Raw genomic sequence first — 21404 nt, forward strand, 5'->3', positions numbered from 1 at the left:
TAATTTTATAATAATATCTAATACCAAACGTTTTGACTATGGACTTTTGTTATTACTAATCAATCACTATGAGAAAAAAACTATTATGTACGTTTGTTGGATTGTTTTTCCTAGGAATTTTATCGGTATCAGCACAATTTTCACGTCCTGTTAGTGTAGGAGCCGGTGCAGGTACTACATTTAACCTAACAGACTTGGGCAATGTTGAATCGAAGTTTGCATTTTACGGAGAGCTGGATTATTTAATTACGCCGTATATATCGGTTGGGTTACGTGGAGAAAAAGGCATTCTAAGTGGAGATGGTTACGGAAGTGACTTTAAAAACCGCTACTTCGCCGGGAATATAAATGGAAAAGTTCGATTGGGACAGTTCTTAGGACGCTCTAATAATTATAGCTATTATTCTTTGGAGGCTAATACATTTTCGAGAATTATTTCGAATTTTTATGTGGGTGCAGGTGCTGGATTAGTAAAGAATCGTATTGTAAGAAATTTGGACCCTCAATATGTAGAGAATATTGTGAACCTCGGAGGAGAGTTGGCTGAGGACCTAGGTGAGATTCATTTTGTTGTCCCATTAAATATAGGTGTGGATATTCCTTTTGGCAGGACTCTATATGGGCCGCAATGGGCAATCAATGTAAATTATCAACATACATTGACAACAAATGATAATTTAGATGGGATAGTTAATAAAAACAATGACCAATATGGATTCGTATCTGTTGGCGTAAAGTATGCACTTTTTAATCGTAAATAGGCCGCTAGATTTTTTAAAGACAAATAAAAAAAAATGAAAAATAAAATATGCAGTCAACTTACAAATCCAGTAGTTGGGTTTTGGGTCCTAGTAATCTTAATTAGTTTCTCAGCCTGTAAATCTAATTCGGCAATCTATAAAGCACCAAAAGTAAATGCTTTTCGGGGAGGGAAATTACCTGCGCCTCCGGGTATGGTGTATGTCCCTTCAGGAACTATTCTTTTTAAGGGCTCTTTAGATAGTGGTAATGTAGGAAAAAATGTTAGTGTAAGTGCTTTTTTTATTGATGAAGCTGAAGTAACAAATAAACAGTACCGCGAGTTTGTAAATTGGGTCGCTGACTCCGTTGCCGTAACCGATTATTTAAATGATGATCAGTATTTCTTGGATATTGCCGGTGAGCAGGTTGGTCAAAAGCGTATCAATTGGGCAAAGGTCAAAAAAGTATCGCCGATATGGAAAAGCAATGATCCAAGTATCCAGGAGCGAATCGCCCCCATGCTCGAAATGCAAGGCAATAGACGTGCACTCAATCCTGAAGTGATTAGATACCGGTTTTCCTATCTTCAATCCAAAGGTAATGTGAAAAAGAAATATGTAACAGATACAGTCGCGGTAATGCCTGTTGAGGATATCTGGACAAAAGATTTTCCGAATGCGCAGCTTGCCTCTTTAGATGCGAATTATTTTACACATCCTTCTTTTGACTATTACCCTGTCGTGGGTGTTACCTGGAGACAGGCACGTGCCTTTACTGACTGGCGGGCAAACGAAATGGCTGCGACGGTATTAAAAAATTCTTATTTGAATGGTTATCAGTTGAGCTTGAGTCTGCCAACAGAGGCTCAATGGCAATATGCAGCTTCTGGTAAATTGGATCCCCAAGATACAATCGCAGGATCACGTATGACAATTGATGGAACAGAAGGTAAAAAGAAATTAGCCGTCAACTTCAAACAAGGTGATGGAACCTACTCACGTGATGGTGCGACCTTTACTCTTCCTGTGAAATCTTATATGCCAAATGCTTTTGGCGTCTACAATATGGCAGGAAATGTATCGGAATGGACTTTGGATGCGTACAGCCCTTCTGCAGTCGTATTTGTCAACGACTTAAATCCTGCTTTGCTTTATGATGCGGATGCGAAGGATGGTGATGCGCTTAAACGAAAAGTCGTCCGTGGTGGTTCATGGAAAGACAATGGCGAACAGCTAAATAGCGAGACGCGTAATTACTCGGTAGATTATGAACCGCATTCTTATATCGGGTTTCGTTGTGTAATGTCTGCATTTGAAATGCCGACCGTGCAAAGTAAAACACGTAAATATTAATCTTGGCTGTAAATATAAACACGATTACGATGAAAATAAAAACAGTAATGACAGCTTCCATGACCTTGGTCGTTGGGTTGTTGTTCGCTCAGCAAGAGACGACGATAGATACAGTTCCTAGAAAACAGGATACGTTAAATAATGTAATGTCAGCGATACCAGTTGGTTCGGGGGAAATCAATCCGGATACCATCCCAACCACCGATGGCTTTTATCAGGCCAATAGCATGGAAGATGCAGTACCTTTCGCTTATCCTGAGGTGAACAAGAAGAATATTCGTTTCTATAAACGGGTATGGCGCGATATCGATCTAAAGGATGAAAAAAATTATATTTTAGCTATTCCAGGAAACTCTTTGATTGAAGTGGTAATGAAAGCAATTGAAAAGGGAAAACTTTCACTTTATAGCCCTGATGATGATTCTTTCAAAGGTCGTTTAAGTGCACAAGAAGGGATGGCCCGTTTTGCGGATAGTGTATTGGTACCCATCTTTGACGGCGAAGGAAATCAGATTGACTCCAAAATGGCACTCAATGAGTTCGATCCGGCTCGTGTAACCAAATTTCGTGTGAAAGAAGATATCTTCTTCGATAAACAACGGAGTAGATTGGAGACCCGGATTATTGGTGTTGCTCCTCTAATGAATATTACCACATCCGCGGAATTGGCTGAATCGGTAGGATCTACACCTGCCTTTTGGCTGTATTTTCCACAGTTGCGCTATAGCTTGGTACAAGTGGATATTTCGGATCCGGATAAAGGGCTTTATGATATGACCATGGATGATTTCTTTGTGCAGAATAAATTTGCAAGCACAATTGTACGGGAGTCCTCTCCGGGAATGTTGCAGAATGTAAAGGAAGGTGAAAATGGTGCGCAGCAATTGGATGGTAAGAAAGTAGAGGAAAAACTGGATGCTTACAAGAAAAAACTGTGGAGTAATCCAAAAGGAGTGAAAGCGGAAGAATTGGAGGGTAGCCAATCTAAAACTGAGGAACAGCAAAATAAATCCAAGACTGAAGAAGTAAAAGAAGAAAAGGTCGAAGAGGAAACGAATTCCGAAAAATTATAAAAGAAATTTGTGCATGTGAAGACCTTTTCTGCTCCGCAGGAAAGGTCTTTGCTTTTCAAGATATTTCACGATTTGTTAACGTGTCATTTAGACACTTGGCATATGTTTTGTCTAAATAGGCAAGTTTAAGCTGGCAACAGCTGAATGCAAAACAAACAGAACAAAACAGAAATCACTTATTTTAAAACTAAACTTAAACTTTTATGTGCGGAATCGTTGGTTATGTAGGTCGGGAAGAGGCCTATCCAATTCTTATTGATGGTTTAAAGCGACTCGAATATCGTGGCTACGATAGTGCTGGTGTTGCTCTTTTACATCAGAATGTAATCAATCTCTATAAAAAAGAAGGGAAAGTCGCGGCGCTGGAACAAGAAGCTTCAGGTAAAAATATACACGGAAATGTCGGTATTGGGCATACGCGCTGGGCGACACATGGCGAACCTTGCGACCGTAACGCGCATCCTCATTTGTCGGGTTCGGGCAGGATTGCGTTGATCCATAATGGCATTATTGAAAACTATGGTCAGTTAAAAGCTGATCTGGTCCAAAAAGGATACGATTTTAAAAGCGATACAGATTCCGAAGTACTGGTTAACTTTATCGAGGATATCCAAATTAATAATAATTGCTCACTTGAAGAAGCGGTGCGTATAGCACTTAAGCGGGTTACGGGGGCTTATGTGATCTTACTCATCGACCCGCAATTACCAGATACAATAATTGCTGCCCGCAAAGGATCGCCTTTGGTCATTGGTGTAGGGGAAAAAGGTCATTTTTTGGGATCTGATGCTTCGCCAATGCTTGCCTATACAAAGGATGTCGTTTATATTAACGACTATGAAATGGCCATCGTTCGTCCGGATGAATTAATTCTCAAAAATTATGGCAATGAGACCATCACACCATTCGTTCAGCGACTCGATCTTGATCTAGAGGCTATCGAAAAAGGGGGCTATGAACATTTCATGCTAAAGGAGATTTTTGAGCAACCGCAGACAATTTTTGATTCCTTCAGGGGACGCCTAGATGCCGAGCAGCTACGGGTTACGTTAAGTGGATTAGATAGTATCTCGGATAAATTATTGAAAGCACGTCGCATTATCATTGTCTCTTGTGGGACAAGCTGGCATGCGGGTTTGGTCGCCGAGTATATTATCGAGGAACTGTGCCGGGTAAATGTTGAAGTAGAATATGCTTCTGAATTTAGGTATCGCAATCCAATTATTGATGAGAACGATGTTATCCTGGCTATTTCCCAAAGTGGTGAGACTGCTGATACGCTTGTTGCATTGGAGACTGCCAAAAAACAAGGCGCTACGATCTTCGGTATTGTAAATGTTGTTGGCTCTTCTATTGCGCGTTTGGCAGATGCAGGTGTTTATACGCATGCGGGGCCTGAGATTGGTGTGGCTAGTACCAAAGCTTTTACCGCGCAATTGGTGGTGTTGCAGCTTTTTGCGCTGCGTCTGGCTCAATTAAAGGGTACAATATCAGATGAGCGTTTTAAAACATTGATTGAAGGATTGGCTAAAGTTCCTGAACAAGTCGACTGGATATTAAAAACGCAAAAAGCAACGATACGGGCTATCGCTGATAAATATAGAGGTTCGTCAGATTTCTTATACTTAGGGAGGGGATACAACTTTCCAATCGCTTTAGAAGGTGCATTAAAATTGAAAGAAATTTCATATATCCACGCTGAAGGTTATCCTGCTGCAGAGATGAAGCATGGTCCTATAGCTTTAGTGGATGAAACGCTTCCTGTGGTATTTATCGCCACACAAGATCCGTTTTATGAAAAGATCGTAAGCAATATGCAGGAGATCAAAGCACGCAAAGGACGTTTGATCGCGGTCGTTTCTGAGGGTGATACACAAGCTGCTGAATTAGCGGAGGATTATATTGTTGTTCCTCAGGCGGATGAAATTTTGGCTCCTTTATTATCCGTAATCCCATTGCAATTGCTGTCTTATTATATCGGTGTTGAACGTGCTGTCGATGTTGACAAGCCACGTAATCTCGCAAAATCTGTAACAGTAGAATAAGGTGTTTTTTAATTGATAACAAATCCATCATGATAAATAATAGAGAGAATAACCAAAAGCCAATTCTGGTTATCCTGGCTGCCGGGATGGCAAGCCGTTATGGTTCGGCTAAACAAGTGGAAAGCTTTGGCCCATTTGGCGAAAAAATAATTGATTACTCCATTTACGATGCGATACGTGCGGGCTTTGGTAAAGTGGTCTTTGTCATTCGCGAGGAATTTTTGGAGGTAATGAAGAGTAACGTTGGCGACAAACTTCCCGATACAATCGAAGTCGAGTATGTGTACCAGGACTTTGATTTAAGCAAGTTTGGTGTGGACCGTATTGTGGACCGCCAGAAACCATGGGGTACAGGGCATGCGGTGATGAGCGCTGAGCCGGCTGTGGACCGTCCATTCTGTGTGATTAATGCGGATGATTTTTATGGTTACGATGCCTTTCAAAAAATGGCTGACTTTCTCCGGGAAAGAGCTACTGATCAGGAGATGGCTTTGGTAGGATTTGAAGTGGGAAATACGCTATCTGATTTTGGTTATGTATCCCGCGGTGTATGTGAAGTCAATGATGCAGATCATCTACAAAGTGTAACTGAAAGGACCAATATCTACCGTAAGGATGAAAAAATAGTATATGCGCAGGCGGAAAGTGAAACAACCCTTCCGGACAATACAAGGGTTTCAATGAACTTTTGGGGATTTACGCCTAAAATATTTGAAGTTGCCCGCGCTTTATTCCCTGCTTTCGTTGAGCAAAATTACGAAAATCCAAAAGCAGAATTCTTTATTCCAGATTTGCCGGATTATATGGTGAAGCAGGGTTTGGCCAATTTCGCTGTGCTTCCTACAGATGCGAAATGGTTCGGAGTAACATATAAAGAAGATAAAGACCAGGTACAAAGGAGTATCCAGCGGTTGATCAAAGCCCGCCATTATCCAGAACGATTGTGGCCGGTTAAGAAAGTGGTGGATGAGAGTATTTACCTGGATTTTTAATAAAATCAAATAATAAAGTAAGGGCGTATCTTCATTCAATAGGAAGATACGCTTTTTTATATGCTAAAAATAAATCTTCAGGACTAGTCACTGTTCTTGTCCAGAACTACGAATAGGTATGGATCAGTAGAAAAGCGATCGTTTCTTCTGGGGCGTACTTGACATAACGTTTGAAATTTTGCCATAGACGTTTGGCGAATCTAGGTGGATCCAAATTTATTTTAGTAATTTTACGCATCCTAATTATTTCTTAAAGTATGAAATTAATAACATCAAGCCATAGTCTCGATCGCAAACAGTTTTTTCTTTAGAAATGACAATAGATTATTTTAGGTACGATATATGTAGAGATGGATTAAGGTTTTTGAAAATATTTAATTACAGAAAGGGATACTTTTTAGTCGCATTGCGCGATTAAAGTATATAATATCTTTATAACGTTTAAATGAGTAATTTATGGAAAGAAGGCTTGTCCATCAACAAGCCGCGTTGGATAATTCTGCTGTTGGACATGATTATTGTTGCAACAGCTTTTTTTATCAGTTATGTTCTTATATTCAAGCATAGAGGGGAAGTGCAGCTAGACGAGATGATCAGACAAGCTTTACTGGTCTCATTAGTTTACTTGATCTGGTTCTGTATCTTCGGCACATATAAAGGTGTGGTTCATAAGACCGGTATCCGTGAATTGCAGCGTATTGTTCTGGCGATCGGATTGGCCTATTTTTCCAGTGTGCTGATTTGTAAAGCAATAGAATGGTTGTATCCATCCTATGAAGCAATCTTACCTTTTTCAGATACGCAGCTTCTTTTTCATGCGTTAATTGCAGGTTTCGGTATGACCTTTAGTCGGGTGCTGTATCGTGCCTTGTATCATGAATTGATGTGGGGAAACAAAGATAACCGTATCCCCGTAATTCTCTTTGGAGCCGGTAATATGGGAAATACGACTTTTCACTTTATTCATACCACCTCACGTAATAAATACCGTATTGTTGCTATTATGGATGATAATCCACATCGGATCGGCAACCGTATTCAAGGTTTTAAAATCTATGATATAAAAGACTTAAATAAGGATTTTGTATTAAGGCATGGCAAAGCTTCCGAAATTATTATCGCGGTGGACGACCGCAAGCCTGAGCGATTGAATACGGTATTTAAACTGGCCGAACCAATTCCATTAATTGTCAAAATTATCCCCGATACTGCGCGTCTTCTGGCGGGGGAGGTCGCAACAAGACAGATCCGGAGCTTACGTATCGAAGATTTATTGGGACGTAAAGCCATTGATCTGGACAACCCTGCCATTGCTTCGGAAATGAAAGATCAGATTGTACTGGTTACGGGAGGAGCCGGTTCCATCGGTGGCGAACTGGTGCGGCAGTTAGCTCATACTGACTTAAAGCAGCTTATTGTAGTTGATCAGGCCGAGTCGGCTTTGTATGATATCCAGCAGGAACTAAGTTGTTCCAGTCATTTTTCGCGCTGTAGCTTTATTGTCGGAAATGTTCGGGATGAGTTGTTTATGGATACTTTGTTCCAATTTTATCGTCCTACTTACGTATTCCATGCAGCGGCTTACAAACATGTGCCTTTGATGGAGGCGAATCCCTATGAGTCGATTTTAACGAATGTTTGGGGATCTTACAATGTGGCTTTGCTGGCACATAAATACGATGTATCCAAATTTGTGATGGTTTCTACCGATAAGGCCGTGAACCCTACGAACGTTATGGGGGCGACCAAGCGTGTTGCAGAAATTGCGATATCAACGGTCAATATCAACTCAAAGACAAATTTTATTGTGACCCGCTTTGGTAATGTATTGGGGTCGAATGGCTCAGTAATACCATTATTTGAAAAGCAGATGTTGAAAGGTGGGCCACTGACAATCACAGATGAGAATATAACCCGGTATTTTATGACTATACCCGAGGCCTGCCAATTGGTACAGGAGGCTGCTGTCATGGGTAAAGGCGGTGAGATATTTGTCTTTGATATGGGACAGCCTGTGAAAATTATGGACCTGGCCAAGCAGATGATCAGGCTCAAAGGATATAATTACCCCGAGGATATCGATATCAAAATTGTTGGCTTACGTCCGGGAGAGAAGATCTTTGAAGAGCTTTTGGCCAACGGAGAGAATACGGAAAAAACCTATCATGAAAAGATTATGATCGCCAAGGTTAATACGCCAGATTTGGAATTGCAGAAAGAACGTGTGGAGCAATTATGTGCACTTGCGAAAACAGCCGATCCTAACGAAGATAAAATGCGTTTGGTACAGCTGATCAAGGACATTGTACCTGAATATCGTTCGCAAAACTCTGTTTTTGAAGAATTGGATAAAATATAATAAGCGATGTATGTTTACCTGTGCAAAGCCTTATGCTTAGGAGTCAAAATAGTGCTATTGCATACTATACTAGAAAAATGTAAACTAGAGGGCACTAAAAATTAAAGCCCGAATGGATAATAATCCACTAGAAATAACAATAGCAACTCACGAACAGGTATTAAATATATATTCAGCTGGAAATCCCGATCATCCCAACTGGTATATCTACGAATATGAAAACCACCGAAAGGTGCTTGTCGAAATAGACGACCAATCTGGGAAAACACACTTTCTTAGGCAACTTTGATGGTTAATCTCTTCCTCAATTAGGGCTATTGAATCCTTACAAACTAAAACAGGTTTTTCAATAGAAATGTAGCTGATATTACATTCAATGGTTTCTATTTTTCTAGAAATTAGAGTACTGGGGTAGAGTTCCCGGTTTTGGCTTTTATTCTCTTACGGATTTATGAATAAAAAAACTCCCCTGCCATCGGGCGATGTGAGGGGAGTTACCTTTTTTATATTAACCTATTTTTATGAAAAGTATTCTTATTGAAATTCAACGATGATTTTGAAATAAAGCGCCCTAAATAATTAAGGCGCTTGGGCAAATGTTGGTTTGCTTTAACCGGCATACCTAAGTTACGCACTAAATATTTTAATATCAAAAAGCTTTGGATTTGTTTTCTGCTTAATATTCAATATCAACGACTGACGTTACTAGGCAGGTATAATCCCGATCATTGGGCGTTCACCATCGCCGTAGAAGTAATCGAAAAGAACTGCTGGTTCAATTCCAAATGATATAGCAATTGCGCAAGCTTCGTATGCATATAGTCGGTCAAACTTATTATCAAATAGTTCGTTTAAAGTCGTTTCCTTAATTCCAGAAGCTGTCACTAGTTCTAGTTTAGAATTAAAATAAGGTCCCAATAAATCTTCTAATCGGTTTTTTGAAGATTTAATAGATTTTAGTTTGATAGATGGAATCGTCTTAAAGAATAGATCACAAATTGTTTTTAAATCTAACTCCAAGGATTTTATAACGTTAAAAAAAGTTTTAGCAGTTAATTTTGCAGTTTCCTTTTCCAAAAGCCAGTCTATGGCCTCCATTTTCTGAGAGAGTACTGGGAGATTTTTATATTTTTCATTTACGTATCCTTTTAAGAAGGAACGAAATGAAATCGTGTTGTAAAGTTTGTAATCAAGTTTTATCATATTAATTTTTTAAAAACGAGGATTTTCTTGTTTTTTAATTTGAGCCTTTGTATATTTGTTATGTAATCAGTTAGTCTGATTAAGTCTCGAGCACGAAACGGCAAATTTCAAATGACACGGGACGTAGGGTTTGCGCGCCCCCACACTTTTTGTATCTTTACAACAAGGAGGGGTAAGCTCCCTATTTGAAGCTGTGTCTAGGCTCTTTGCCGTGCCCGTGTTCAGTGGATAGTAGCGGAGCTTACCTCTTCTATATTTTGGAGGAGCTTCCACTTCCTTCCCTCGAGACTCTTTTAATAACCCAGCTATTTAAATTATGAAAGAGCTAGAGTCAAGTACATCATCATCACAACGACGGATCAAGGATCAGTGTCGGCAACATGCAGCAATCCTGCTTATTAAGAACAAACGCTGCCCACCAGAGTAGCATCAAAGAGCTTAAAATCAACAACACGCAATACCTATAGTATTAAAATGCCCATTAAGAATGGCTCAAAAAGCCCCACTTATTGGCATAATGTTGTTGATTTTGCCGACCTAATTTTTTCAAGATCAATGCCTGACAATTGCACTATCCTCGTTTCTTTTATTCTTAGCAGCTTAAAAGTACGAAATTCGCAATTCACATGCAAAGATTCTAGAAAAAATAGATATTTATTTTCTATACAAAAGGTCGGTTTTTCATTTTCCCGACTGATGCGGTATCGTCCATATCTATTCACCTGTAATTGTCTAGCACCGCATCTGAGAACCTATTAATAGTTCTATTTATTTACCGGAGTGGCTCAGGCCAGACCCCTGGGATGAAATTGCTGATCCCGATCGGACAGGATAATCTTTGCCATAGGCCACTCCATTAAAACTTAAAAAAATGAGACATTTTTTTAGGGCAGGAGAGGTCTTGCCCAATCAAAAGACAATAAAACGGTATAGTGCCCTACTATCTATCCTATGCTTAGTTTCTATGTTTAGTTTATCGGCTCAGACGCCCCGCCAGGAAAGCGGGGCCAATGGGCTACTGATTGCAGAATCAAAAGCTGATTCGTTAAGAAGAAATTTACTGGATGTTGAAACCGCCATTTCAAAAAAAAGTTATTCAGATACCAGATTAAGGGGGAAGTTTCCTTATGTTGACTTTAATAGATTTCCATTTTACATATATAATGTAGATACAACTAAAATAGGCTATATACTCAAGGGCGAAGCAATCCCCGACCGCATTTTAGATTTACCCTTGAGAATGTTAAACATGCCCGATGGAAGGACGACAACAACATTGCGCGAATTATCGAATAAAGAATTCTTGGTGCTAGATCTTTGGGCAGAGTATTGTGCACCCTGTATAAAATCTATGGACAAGTGGGAAGCCTTATATCCAAAAATTAAGGATAAAATGCAGGTAGTAGGCGTCGTAAATGATGCTGAGTACAAGGGGGTAGTAAAAGTGCATGAGAGAAATTGGACACGCCCGCAGATTATTGGCTCCATGGCTCCAATATTAGTCCGCTATTTCACACAATATGGTGGTGTAGGGCCATCAATATGGATCAAAAATGGAAAGCTTTTCGGAAGAACTTCTTCAAAGCCTGTAGATCCTGACTATATATTTCAGATCCTTGAGGGTAAGCTCGATCATATACCTGATTTTATTAACTGGGATCTCGGCAACCAAATCCAATAGCCATGAAGATAAAATTAGTATTCATACTATTTCTTTTTAATTCCGTGGTAACGACCTCACTTTTTGCACAGCAAACAGTGAAAATAAACGGTAGGGTAGTTGATGGAATAGCAGCTAAACCAGTAGGTGGGGTTTCAGTACAGATCCCCGGAGGTATGGTATTGGCCAGAACTGACTCTTTAGGTCAATTTCAGGTGCTATTATCAACAGCGATAAACACTTTGGTCTTTTCTCATGTGGGATACAGGCCAGATACAATTGCTGTAAAACAAGGGGATCACCACCTGTTGATCAAATTAAATAGTAGATCAACTATTTTGGAAGAAGTCGAAGTGCTCAATACGGGCTACTACCAGATTCCCAAAGAGCGCGCGACAGGATCTTTTGGATTTGTGAGCAAGGAGGATATAGCTCGTGTGCCGGCTACCAATATTTTAGATAGATTGGACGGGATAGTGAATAGCCTGACCATGGATCGCTCCAATACCAACGGAGAGCGTGCCGCTGATCCCAAATTACGGCTTCGTGGGCTCTCCTCGATTCAGTCAAATAGCGAACCGCTAATTATCCTGGATGGCTTCCCCTATGAGCAGGGGCTGGCCACCATAAATCCCTCGGATATTGCCAGCATAACCGTGCTCAAAGATGCGGCCGCTGCTTCGATCTGGGGAGCAAGGGCTGGAAATGGCGTCATCGTCATCTCGACAAAAAAGGGGACGACCAACCAGCCGACTCGTATCCAATATGCTTCAGTGTTTCAATTGCAGGATAAACCGGATTTATACTATGCACCAAATTATCTTCCTGCAGCGACAGTGCTGGATATCGAAGATGAGATGTTCGCGCGGTCAAACTATCTGGAACGCAATCAGACGCCAATCCCGCTCTATACGGAATGGCTGATAAAACACCGCGATAAAAAAATTTCGGATCAGGAATTGATGAATTTTAGGGATCAATTGGCTGCAACGGATACGCGGGAGGAAAGCCTCAGCTATTTTTACCAAAAAGGATTTAACCAACATCAGGACATCGCATTTACCGGTGGTGGAAAAGGCTATGCATTCCGCTCCTCCGCGTCCTACGATAAAAATCGTTCTTTTTTGAAAGGGGATACTTACACAAGATGGAATGCCAATATGCAGGGGACGATTCACTGGGGAGGGAAATTTAAAATCATGCCGTCCATCTGGTATACGCAGCAATTTAACGTGCAGAATGGAATAGGCTTTACCAGTTTTACTGGTGGTGGGAATTCCGTGGTACCTTATTACCGCTTTCAGGATGGAAACGGACAGAGCCTACCTATCGTCAAAGGGTTGCGCTACGGTTATCAGGAGTCGGCGCCAGGCCTCGGCCTGTTGGACTGGATGTATAGGCCCTTGGACGAACTAAAGCTAAATGACAACCGGTCCTCGGATCAGGAACTGCGCATGCAAATGGGACTGTCTTATGAGTTTTCAAAATTGATCCGTTGGGAAGTCTTTTATCAATACCTCAACAACCTGAATGGACAAAGTGCCTTGTATGATAAAGACAGTTATTATGCACGTGATCTGGTCAACAAGTTTACGCAGGCGGATATGACGAAGGTAATTCCCTATGGTGCTATCCGAAGGGAGGGGGGACGTACAGGTGCAAGATCGCACTCCATCCGTACCCAGCTGTCAGGGGAATGGAATCATCGGAACCAGCATCAGCTGAATTACCTCCTGGGTGCTGAACTGCTCGACCGTATAACGACGACTTCGCCCTTTGCCTGGTCCTACGGCTACGATCGTGATCTGCTCACTGGAAGGGTGAATTTTGATTATACAAAAAGGTATACCACGAGGCCAACTGGGACCGCATTGATACCGGCAGCAAGTGGTAGCTATGGGCTCAATACGTATAGATTTCTATCCTATTATTCCAATCTGGCCTATAGCTATCGGGACAAATACCTGGCAACAGCGAGTCTGAGATGGGATGCTTCTAATATCTATGGGGTCAAAACGAATCAAAAAGGGGTGCCTCTTTGGTCGATCGGACTGGGCTGGCAAATGGCTCAGGAGAGTTTTTTCCAGAATGATATCATCCCTTCCTTGAAATTAAGGGCCACCTACGGCAGCAGCGGGAATACCAATCCGAATGTGTCGACTTTTCCGATCATCTCGTATATGATCGACGACCTGACCAATAATACGGCTGCGGTGCTGACAAGCGTGGGCAACCCATCCTTGCAATGGGAACGGGTCAATACGTTGAACCTCGGAATAGATTTCGGAACACGAAATAACCGACTGACAGGTTCTCTGGAATATTACCTGAAAAAAGGAAACAACCTGATCGGTGCTGATCTAATGGATCCTACAACAGGTATTATCGACAATGTATATCCGACAATTGTCAATCGGATCAACTATGCCAACTTGCAGACAAAAGGCTGGGATATAACGGTCAACAGTAAGAATATCGTTGGAGCGTTCAACTGGGACACAAGATTGCAGCTTGCTAAGGTGAACAATAAAGTGACACACTACAATACGAATGACATTACCTCTGCGACCATATTCATAGATAGCAGGCCACCGGTAGTCGGTCAATCTTTGGATGTCATCTACGCCTTTCCATGGCACGGACTTAATAATGAGGGTAAACCTGTTATTTATCAGAATGGCGAACTGACCACAGATTATATAAACTACTATAATGATTACCCCATTGAGGAGCTCACCAAAATAGGAGGAAGAATACCGACCTTGACAGCAGGTATGCTAAATACCTTTCGATGGAAACATTGGTCGGTATCGGCTAATATCGTCTGGAAATCGGGTTATTACTTCCAGCGGACGACCATGGATCCAGGGGGTGAGACCACAGGTGCCTATCATAAAGATTATTATCGTCGCTGGCAAAAGGCGGGTGACGAGGCTTTTACAGATGTACTGCCCAAGGCTCCTGCGAATTCACCGGAAATTAGGGCAATTGGATCAATGACCACGAATTCTTCATTACTCTGGGAACGGGGCGATCACCTGCGGCTGCGGGATATAACACTGTCTTATCATTGGATCAACAAAAATAGGGCTGCGGTAGTGAAGTCGCTAAACTTCGGCTGGTCAATGGCAAACATCGGCATCCTCTGGCGACGAAATAAATATGGGCTTGACCCAGACATACCAAGGGCACCATATCCAAATCCTAGGATAACGTCATTTTCAATGAATATCGAACTTTAAAATATTTGTATGATGAAAACACTACTATATGCAGCTGTTTTAATATTGGTAAGCAGCTGCTCCGGATCTTTTTTGGAAGTAAAAACAGATCAGAGTCTTGTTATCCCTTACCGTATTGAAGATTATCAGGCGATTTTGGACGATGCTTTCCGAACCATGAATACAAAAGCAAGTATCGTGTTGGGTACCATCGCTGCGGATGAAATTCAGGTCGATGAAGAGCAACTCGCAAATTTAACCCCAGTACACCAGCGTAATGCCTATCTGTGGAAAAAAGAAGATCTATTTGAAGGAGAACAATCTGATGACTGGAATTTCGGCTACCGGAGAATCCTATATGCCAACCAGGTAATTGAGGGCATTCAAAAAATTAAACCCGATAATGCACAGCTCGATGCCTGGAGCAATGTCAGAGGATCGGCGCTATTCTTTCGTGCATTCAATTATTATCAGCTGGCGCAATTGTTTTGTGAAGTCTATGACGAAAAGAATGCAAAAACTCAACTTGGTCTGCCGCTACGGACCGAACCTGATATCTCTCTAAAGATCCCCCGCAGTACGCTACAGCAAACTTATGACTTGATCTTAAAGGATTTAAATGAAGCTGAGGAACTGTTGCCAATAGAACCGACCATAAAACAGCGGCCATCGCGGCTGGCTGTCAGCGCCTTGCGCGCAAGGATTTACCTCCAGCTACGAAAGTATGATTTAGCATTGGCAGAGGCAAACAGGGCGCTTAGCCGGAAAAGTACCTTACTTGACTTTAATACGGTACCATTTGATCCCAATAGCTTTGCAACATTGCAGCCTCTTGCTACAGTAAACCCTGAAATTATCTTTGATTTTTCGGGTTCCATACCCGAAATACAGCGCATTGGATTGTATTGTGTCAACCAAAAGTATTTTGCCAATTACCGGGACGGGGACCTAAGGAAAAAATTATTCTTCAAAGACTTCAATAGCTTTAAAATATTTATCGGTAGCACCTCCTTTTCCGGAGGTCCCCTATATGGTTTTGCTGTGGATGAATTGCAGCTGATCGCAGCGGAATGCGAAGCACGTGCCGGAAATCTAAACAAAGCACTGGATCGGATCAATACATTGCGTAAAAATAGATTTGAAAAACATGTTGATTACGAACTTCATTCGAGTGATAAAAAGGTTGTAATGCAGTGGATCCTGGAAGAGAGACAGCGTGAATTAGTCTTTCGTGGTCTGCGCTGGGAAGATCTTCGAAGATTAAACAAAGAAATGGAATATCCGATCACCCTGGGAAAAACATTCAATAGCGAATTAATCCGCATTGAACCCAATGACCCAAGGTATGTCTTTCCGATTCCGCCGAACGCAATAGCAATAGGAGGGTATGAGCAGAATAGCAGATGAAAAGACAAAAGGGGAATCCGTATTTTGGACTCCCTTTTGCTTAATAATCGACAACTACGGATGGCTAGGATTCCGTGCCTGTCCGGTTTGGGTAGCAGCGAGATCGGACATCCACAATGTGTAAGGTTTCGGTTAATGGCTGTATATAATCGACTATGGCCAAAAGAAGGATATAGAGGATGATTTTTTAGTTTGATTATTGATTTTAAATTTGTTATACTTGTTACCAAGGTTTCTAAACCGCCCTTGATGAAATAGACCTAAGTGATAAAGTAACCATTATTTCATCTTGGATTAATATTAAAAAGAGGAAATTAGCGGAAAATTTCTACCAACTTTTATGTCTTGGATTGGATTTATACAAGGTAACCAAAGTTCATTTAAGGAAATCTACGATGCACATATCGACGATCTGTATACCTATGGTAAACAGTACCATTATGACAAGGATACCGTATTGGACTGCATCCACGACCTTTTCGTGAATTTATTTAATAATCCAAAAATTGCGAAAGAAGTTAATGTAAAATATTACCTTTTTGCTGCGCTGCGCCGAAAGCTCCTTAGATTGAAAGTGCAGACCGTGGATATCGATTCACTCTCAGAAGACATCAGCTGGACAAATAGCCACGAATTGGACCTGATCAATGATGAAGTCCAAACCAAAGTGGTGAAAGTGATCAAAGACAAAGTAGATGCACTGCCCAAACGACAGCGAGAAGTGCTTTTCTTAAAGTATTATCTCGATTTCTCCTACGATGAGATTGCCAATATGATGGGGGTAAATGTTGAGACCTGTAGGACACTGAGCTTTCGGGCAATCAAGCAATTGAAAGTCGAATTGAAACCAATTGAGCTTTTTACTGTTTTTTATATTTTTTTTAATAAATTTTAGTCTATGTTTTCCAAGATTGTGCTCTATAACTATAAAAGCATAGTTTGTGAAAACCAAAAACGAAAAATTTAGACACATATTTAACATAACACCGGAAGACCGCCTTTCGGATGAAGATAAGGCACAACTCTTTCAACGGATCGCCCACAGTACCAATAAAAAACGTAGGCAAAGATTGCTTGTTTACGTTGGATCTCTCGTAGCTGCAGCCTGCCTGCTGGTCTGCTTCAAATTATTTCCCCCCATAAGTACGGGCGCTCATGCAGCACTCGACATCGAAAGAATTGCGTCCATAAGCCAGACTTTTAATAAGAACAAAGATAGCCTGCAGCTTATTTCAGTTGACCCAAAGGCCGAAAATCATGCCATTTCTTTTTTGAAAGTAAATGACCGTACCGAAATGCTCAACTTGCTGGATCTCAATAATTCCGCAGAAGCAGCTAAATACAATACCGTCTTTGTGCCCTATGGAAAGAGGCAGGAGTTTATCTTGCCAGATAAAACCAAAGTATGGCTAAATGCGGGTTCTTACCTCACCTATAGCCCGGATATGCTGGGTAAGCCCCGCGAAGTGTATCTCAATGGCGAAGGATATTTTGATGTCGCTCATAATGGTACAACTTTTATTGTGAAAACAAAAAACGCTGCGGTAAAAGTGCTCGGCACCACGTTTAATGTATCTTCCTATGAAGAGGATAAAAAAATGGCTATTGAATTGATAACGGGAAAGGTAGAGCTCAGTAGTCCGCATTTCAAAAATGTTACCATGGTTCCGGGACAGTTTATAGCTTACGATCTGCAACAGCACAAAATCCTTATCGATAATAAAGCTGATGGAAATGAAATTTTATGGACAAAAAAACAGCTTGTACTCGACCGACTGTCAACAAAGGATCTGATCAAAAAATTAGAAAGAATCTATAATGTGCAAATTCATGCTGACCAATCCGTATTGGAAAATACAACTGTCTATTCCGGAAGGATCAATCTGGATGTAAGTATCCTAACCTCGTTAAGCAATATCTATGAATTGAAAAACTATACAATAACACAACAAGAAAAGGAGGTCTGGATTAAAAACAATTGATTATTTAACCATAAAATTGGATAAAGAGGAATTGCAGTCCCCTTTATCCGTTAAAATTAAACGTTTCTAAAATTTAATTTCATCAAAATTATGAAAAAAAAACAGGTGGGACAAAATCTCTCCTCTGGACAACTATTGTCACCTAAAATTAGGTATAATATGAAGATAGGATCCCTTGCCATTACAGGAGTTTTACTTTCTGTAAGTGCACTTGCGTTTCCCCAGCGAATTACGCTCAAAATGAAAAATGTACCATTGAAGCATTTTTTGCAATCCGTTCAAAAACAGACCGATATTGCGCTGCTGTACCCCGAAAATTTATTGACGGGCAAACGGGTAAATGTTGATATTGATAAAGAGGAACTGGTCCCGGCCTTAAGGCAGGTGCTCGGGAAGTTTAATTTAAATATCGCACATGGAATAGGGCAGATAACCGTAATACCCGGACAGGGTATGCGCTCGGCGAGTACAGCCGGACCAGCAGGTCTACAGGAAAAAGTCTCTGTCAAAGGGCGTATTTTTAATACGTCGGAACCTCCCAGTCCCTTGGGGGGCGTAACGGTGTCCGAAAAAGGAGGAACGGCCACGACCGTATCGGACAATCAAGGCTATTATTCCTTGGAGATAGCTAAAGGAAGCCGGTTGTCCTTTACTGCGGTAGGTTATCTCTCCAAAGAGGTGCTGGTCAATAAGACAGAAGCCAACCTCACCGTATCGCTCAAACCAAACGTCGCTGACCTGGATGAAGTTGTGGTAGTGGGTATGACAGAAATGCAGAAAAAACATATTGCTAGCTCCGTAGCGTCATTGGATATCAAATCCAATATCGAAGGGAAGCCCATTACCAATCTTTCACAATCACTGCAGGGCGGCGTGACGGGTCTTACCGTACAACAGGGGTCTGGTTTGCCCGGTGGTGATGCGGCGAGTATTAAAATACGTGGTATTTCCACATTAAATAACTCGGATCCCTTAGTGCTGGTCGATGGTGTACCTATGGATATGAATCATATCGATCCCGTCACCGTCGAGAGTGTCACCATATTAAAAGATGCTGCGGCAGCAGCGATATATGGGGCCAGAGCAGCAAATGGTGTTATTTTGGTAACGACCAAACGCGGTAAAGCAGGGCAGATCAATGTCCTTTACGATGGTTACTATGGACAGCAATCGCCAACAATCCTTCCTGAATTTGTCGATGCACCCACCTATATGCGCATGTATAATTATGCTCAGGTAGCCTCCGGTGGACAAATACTCTATACGGATGAACAGATCAGCAAAACCGAATCTGGTGAAGATCCCATCAATTATCCCAATACCAACTGGACGGATATTGTCATTGATGATTACAGTCCCCTGACCTCCCATTCCTTGGCCGTCAGCGGGGGTAATGATGTCGCCCGTTTCGCGGTGACAGGAAATTATATGTATCAGAAGGGAATGTTGCCTCTCAACAAGATGGATCGTTTTAATATCCGGGCAAATACCTCTGTATCGCTTTCTAAACGGTTTTTGATTAATCTGGATGTTTTAGGAATCAGACGGAATACCTTGTACCCTAATAGGGCCATAGATAATGGGGGAAGCAGAATACTGGACGATCTCTACCGGCTGCCACCAACGGTACTGCCCAAATACCCCCAAGAGGAAGGGTGGCCAACAATCTATGGTCGATATGCCGATATTGTCAATCCATTGGCCTATGAAGAGGTCGGCGGTACCATTGGTTATCAATATGACCAGGCAACAATCAATCTACAGCCCAAATGGTCTATTACTGATAATTTAAACTTACGTGGACAGTTTAGCTATAGGCTCAACAGTGATGTGTATAAACAGAATAGAGATAATTTTTATTTCTTTGACTATTATACCAAACAGCTGGTACAGACCTGGGCCGTACAACGCAACGCCTATTCGGAAACCAGAAATACCTATTATTACTTGAGCGGTGCACTGGATTACAACAAGACTTTCAAAAAGCACAATATTTTTGCAATGGGTGGTTTTTCCGTTGAAAAATTTAATGAGGGCTATTGGAAAGAATCGTCATTGGTATCCAGCTATGCCAAAGCAAATTATTCTTATGACAATCGTTACCTTGCCGAACTATCCTTTCGTGCAGATGGCTCATCCAAATTTGGCCCCGGAAAGAAATACGGATTTTTCCCATCCATAGCATTGGGCTGGAACCTCCATAATGAAAACTTTTTTCATGTGGAAGCCATTAGCAATCTGAAGCTGAGAGCTTCGTACGGACAACTGGGTAATGAGAATATTGGTCTGTACCTCTATCAAAATCTCATCAATGCCACCAACGGACTCGAGTCCGTATGGGGGAATCCAAACATTACTTGGGAAAAGGTGAATATCCTCGATCTGGGTTTGGATATGTCTATTTTTAAGAATAAGCTTTCCTTAACCTTTGATTACTACGATAAAAGAACGAAGGATGTCCTTCTCAAACCAACTGTCGCACCCTCGGGTGCAATTGGAGCCGCTCCTTTAAATGCCGGTAAGGTAAGCAATAAAGGGATGGAATTGTCGCTGAATTATAACGATAAGCTCGGTGACGATTTTAGTTTTTCCATAAGACCGGGTATTTCTTATAATAAAAATAAGATTACTGAGCTATTGGGTGGGCCATATTATTCGGGCATATCCACCAATGAGGTGGGGTATGCGATTAAAAGCCATTATGGCTATGTAACGGATGGTATTCTACAGTATGATGATTTTGCCGCCGACAAGAAGACAGCATTGGTTCCGGCTCTCGCAGGCGAAGGTCCCGGAGATATCAAATATGTGGACTTAAATGGTGACGGAATGATTGATGAAAGCGACCAAAAAGTGATCGGTGATCCCACGCCACGGATCAATTATTTTAGCAACGTGAGTTTCAGTTATAAAAACTTTGATTTTGAATTCTTGTTGCAGGGGGCTGGTAACCATGATTATTCGGCCAATCTCGGTGGTAAATCTGCTGGCTACTTATGGCATCCGCTCAATTTAAGTGCATCGGGTGGTATCCCGACTACCTATCGGGCAGCCAATACCTGGCGCGAAAATAACCAGGATGCGATCTATCCACGTCTGCTGGCAAACCCCGCAAACAATATCTTGCGCAGTGATTTTTGGCTATTCAATGCCAAATACCTCCGTGTTAAATTTATTCAGGCGGGCTACCGATTCAATAGTGCCTACCTCAATAAATACGGGATAAAAAATGCACGTCTATATGTCAATACGCAAAATCCGTTTCTCTTTACAAAGTTGAAAATGGCGGATCCCGAGTCGCAAGGTGGATCATGGACATATGGCATGATGCGCATATTTTCTGTTGGGTTAACGGCTAATTTCTAAGAA

13 protein-coding genes are annotated in these 21404 nt (G+C 41.4%); 12 read left to right on the plus strand and 1 reads right to left on the minus strand.

Translation table 11 applies throughout. The features are described from left to right. Positions 1-68: 68 nt before the first annotated feature. The 6 genes from D7322_RS26110 (at position 69) to D7322_RS26135 (ending at position 8562) form a co-directional block, all read left to right on the plus strand. Positions 69-761 (plus strand): outer membrane beta-barrel protein, encoded by a 693-nt coding sequence (locus D7322_RS26110; protein ID WP_121127129.1) that lies wholly within the window; start codon positions 69-71, stop codon positions 759-761. Positions 762-794: 33 nt separating this feature from the next. Beyond that, positions 795-2093, plus strand: a complete 1299-nt coding sequence (porK, locus tag D7322_RS26115) for a T9SS ring complex lipoprotein PorK/GldK (RefSeq protein WP_121127130.1) — start codon at positions 795-797, stop codon at positions 2091-2093. 29 nt (positions 2094-2122) lie between these two features. Next, positions 2123-3166: a type IX secretion system ring subunit PorN/GldN gene (porN, locus tag D7322_RS26120; RefSeq protein ID WP_121127131.1), complete on the plus strand. Its 1044-nt coding sequence runs from the start codon at positions 2123-2125 to the stop codon at positions 3164-3166. Between the two features lie 203 nt (positions 3167-3369). Continuing rightward, the gene (gene glmS / locus D7322_RS26125; protein ID WP_121127132.1) at positions 3370-5211 is read left to right on the plus strand and encodes a glutamine--fructose-6-phosphate transaminase (isomerizing); all 1842 of its coding nucleotides are present in this window, start codon (positions 3370-3372) and stop codon (positions 5209-5211) included. Between the two features lie 29 nt (positions 5212-5240). Then, the gene (locus D7322_RS26130; RefSeq protein WP_121127133.1) at positions 5241-6203 is read left to right on the plus strand and encodes a nucleotidyltransferase family protein; all 963 of its coding nucleotides are present in this window, start codon (positions 5241-5243) and stop codon (positions 6201-6203) included. Positions 6204-6648: 445 nt separating this feature from the next. Next, the gene (locus D7322_RS26135) at positions 6649-8562 is read left to right on the plus strand and encodes a polysaccharide biosynthesis protein (RefSeq protein ID WP_121127134.1); all 1914 of its coding nucleotides are present in this window, start codon (positions 6649-6651) and stop codon (positions 8560-8562) included. A gap of 705 nt (positions 8563-9267) precedes the next feature. Here the strand turns inward: D7322_RS26135 and D7322_RS26140 are convergent. Beyond that, a complete protein-coding gene (locus D7322_RS26140) occupies positions 9268-9765 on the minus strand; it encodes a hypothetical protein (protein WP_121127135.1) in 498 nt (165 codons plus the stop codon). A gap of 871 nt (positions 9766-10636) precedes the next feature. Between D7322_RS26140 and D7322_RS26145 the strand changes: the two genes are divergently transcribed. From D7322_RS26145 to D7322_RS26170, 6 genes are all read left to right on the plus strand, one after another. Continuing rightward, positions 10637-11446: a TlpA family protein disulfide reductase gene (locus tag D7322_RS26145; RefSeq protein WP_147430548.1), complete on the plus strand. Its 810-nt coding sequence runs from the start codon at positions 10637-10639 to the stop codon at positions 11444-11446. Between the two features lie 2 nt (positions 11447-11448). Further along, the gene (locus tag D7322_RS26150; RefSeq protein ID WP_121127137.1) at positions 11449-14667 is read left to right on the plus strand and encodes a SusC/RagA family TonB-linked outer membrane protein; all 3219 of its coding nucleotides are present in this window, start codon (positions 11449-11451) and stop codon (positions 14665-14667) included. Positions 14668-14676: 9 nt separating this feature from the next. Continuing rightward, positions 14677-16053 carry a RagB/SusD family nutrient uptake outer membrane protein gene (locus D7322_RS26155; RefSeq protein ID WP_121127138.1) on the plus strand — a complete coding sequence of 459 codons (1377 nt, stop codon included), beginning with the start codon at positions 14677-14679 and terminating at the stop codon, positions 16051-16053. 340 nt (positions 16054-16393) lie between these two features. Beyond that, positions 16394-16948, plus strand: coding sequence for an RNA polymerase sigma factor (locus tag D7322_RS26160; RefSeq protein WP_121127139.1), 555 nt, complete (start codon positions 16394-16396; stop codon positions 16946-16948). A gap of 46 nt (positions 16949-16994) precedes the next feature. Then, a complete protein-coding gene (locus D7322_RS26165; RefSeq protein WP_121127140.1) occupies positions 16995-18035 on the plus strand; it encodes a FecR family protein in 1041 nt (346 codons plus the stop codon). A 90-nt stretch (positions 18036-18125) separates the two neighbouring features. Then, entirely contained in the window at positions 18126-21401 is a 3276-nt protein-coding gene (locus tag D7322_RS26170) for a SusC/RagA family TonB-linked outer membrane protein (RefSeq protein WP_121127141.1), read from the plus strand. Positions 21402-21404: the final 3 nt, after the last annotated feature.

It is taken from the genome of Sphingobacterium puteale (assembly GCF_003627955.1).
GTDB lineage: Bacteria > Bacteroidota > Bacteroidia > Sphingobacteriales > Sphingobacteriaceae > Sphingobacterium > Sphingobacterium puteale.

Excerpts from the sequence above, each read along its gene's own strand:
- D7322_RS26110 (WP_121127129.1), top strand. The coding sequence starts at position 69 with ATGAGAAAAAAACTATTATGTACGTTTGTTGGATTGTTTTTCCTAGGA.
- porK (WP_121127130.1), top strand. The coding sequence starts at position 795 with ATGAAAAATAAAATATGCAGTCAACTTACAAATCCAGTAGTTGGGTTT.
- porN (WP_121127131.1), top strand. The coding sequence starts at position 2,123 with ATGAAAATAAAAACAGTAATGACAGCTTCCATGACCTTGGTCGTTGGG.
- glmS (WP_121127132.1), top strand. The coding sequence starts at position 3,370 with ATGTGCGGAATCGTTGGTTATGTAGGTCGGGAAGAGGCCTATCCAATT.
- D7322_RS26130 (WP_121127133.1), top strand. The coding sequence starts at position 5,241 with ATGATAAATAATAGAGAGAATAACCAAAAGCCAATTCTGGTTATCCTG.
- D7322_RS26135 (WP_121127134.1), top strand. The coding sequence starts at position 6,649 with ATGAGTAATTTATGGAAAGAAGGCTTGTCCATCAACAAGCCGCGTTGG.
- D7322_RS26140 (WP_121127135.1), bottom strand. The coding sequence starts at position 9,765 with ATGATAAAACTTGATTACAAACTTTACAACACGATTTCATTTCGTTCC.
- D7322_RS26145 (WP_147430548.1), top strand. The coding sequence starts at position 10,637 with ATGAGACATTTTTTTAGGGCAGGAGAGGTCTTGCCCAATCAAAAGACA.
- D7322_RS26150 (WP_121127137.1), top strand. The coding sequence starts at position 11,449 with ATGAAGATAAAATTAGTATTCATACTATTTCTTTTTAATTCCGTGGTA.
- D7322_RS26155 (WP_121127138.1), top strand. The coding sequence starts at position 14,677 with ATGATGAAAACACTACTATATGCAGCTGTTTTAATATTGGTAAGCAGC.
- D7322_RS26160 (WP_121127139.1), top strand. The coding sequence starts at position 16,394 with ATGTCTTGGATTGGATTTATACAAGGTAACCAAAGTTCATTTAAGGAA.
- D7322_RS26170 (WP_121127141.1), top strand. The coding sequence starts at position 18,126 with ATGAAAAAAAAACAGGTGGGACAAAATCTCTCCTCTGGACAACTATTG.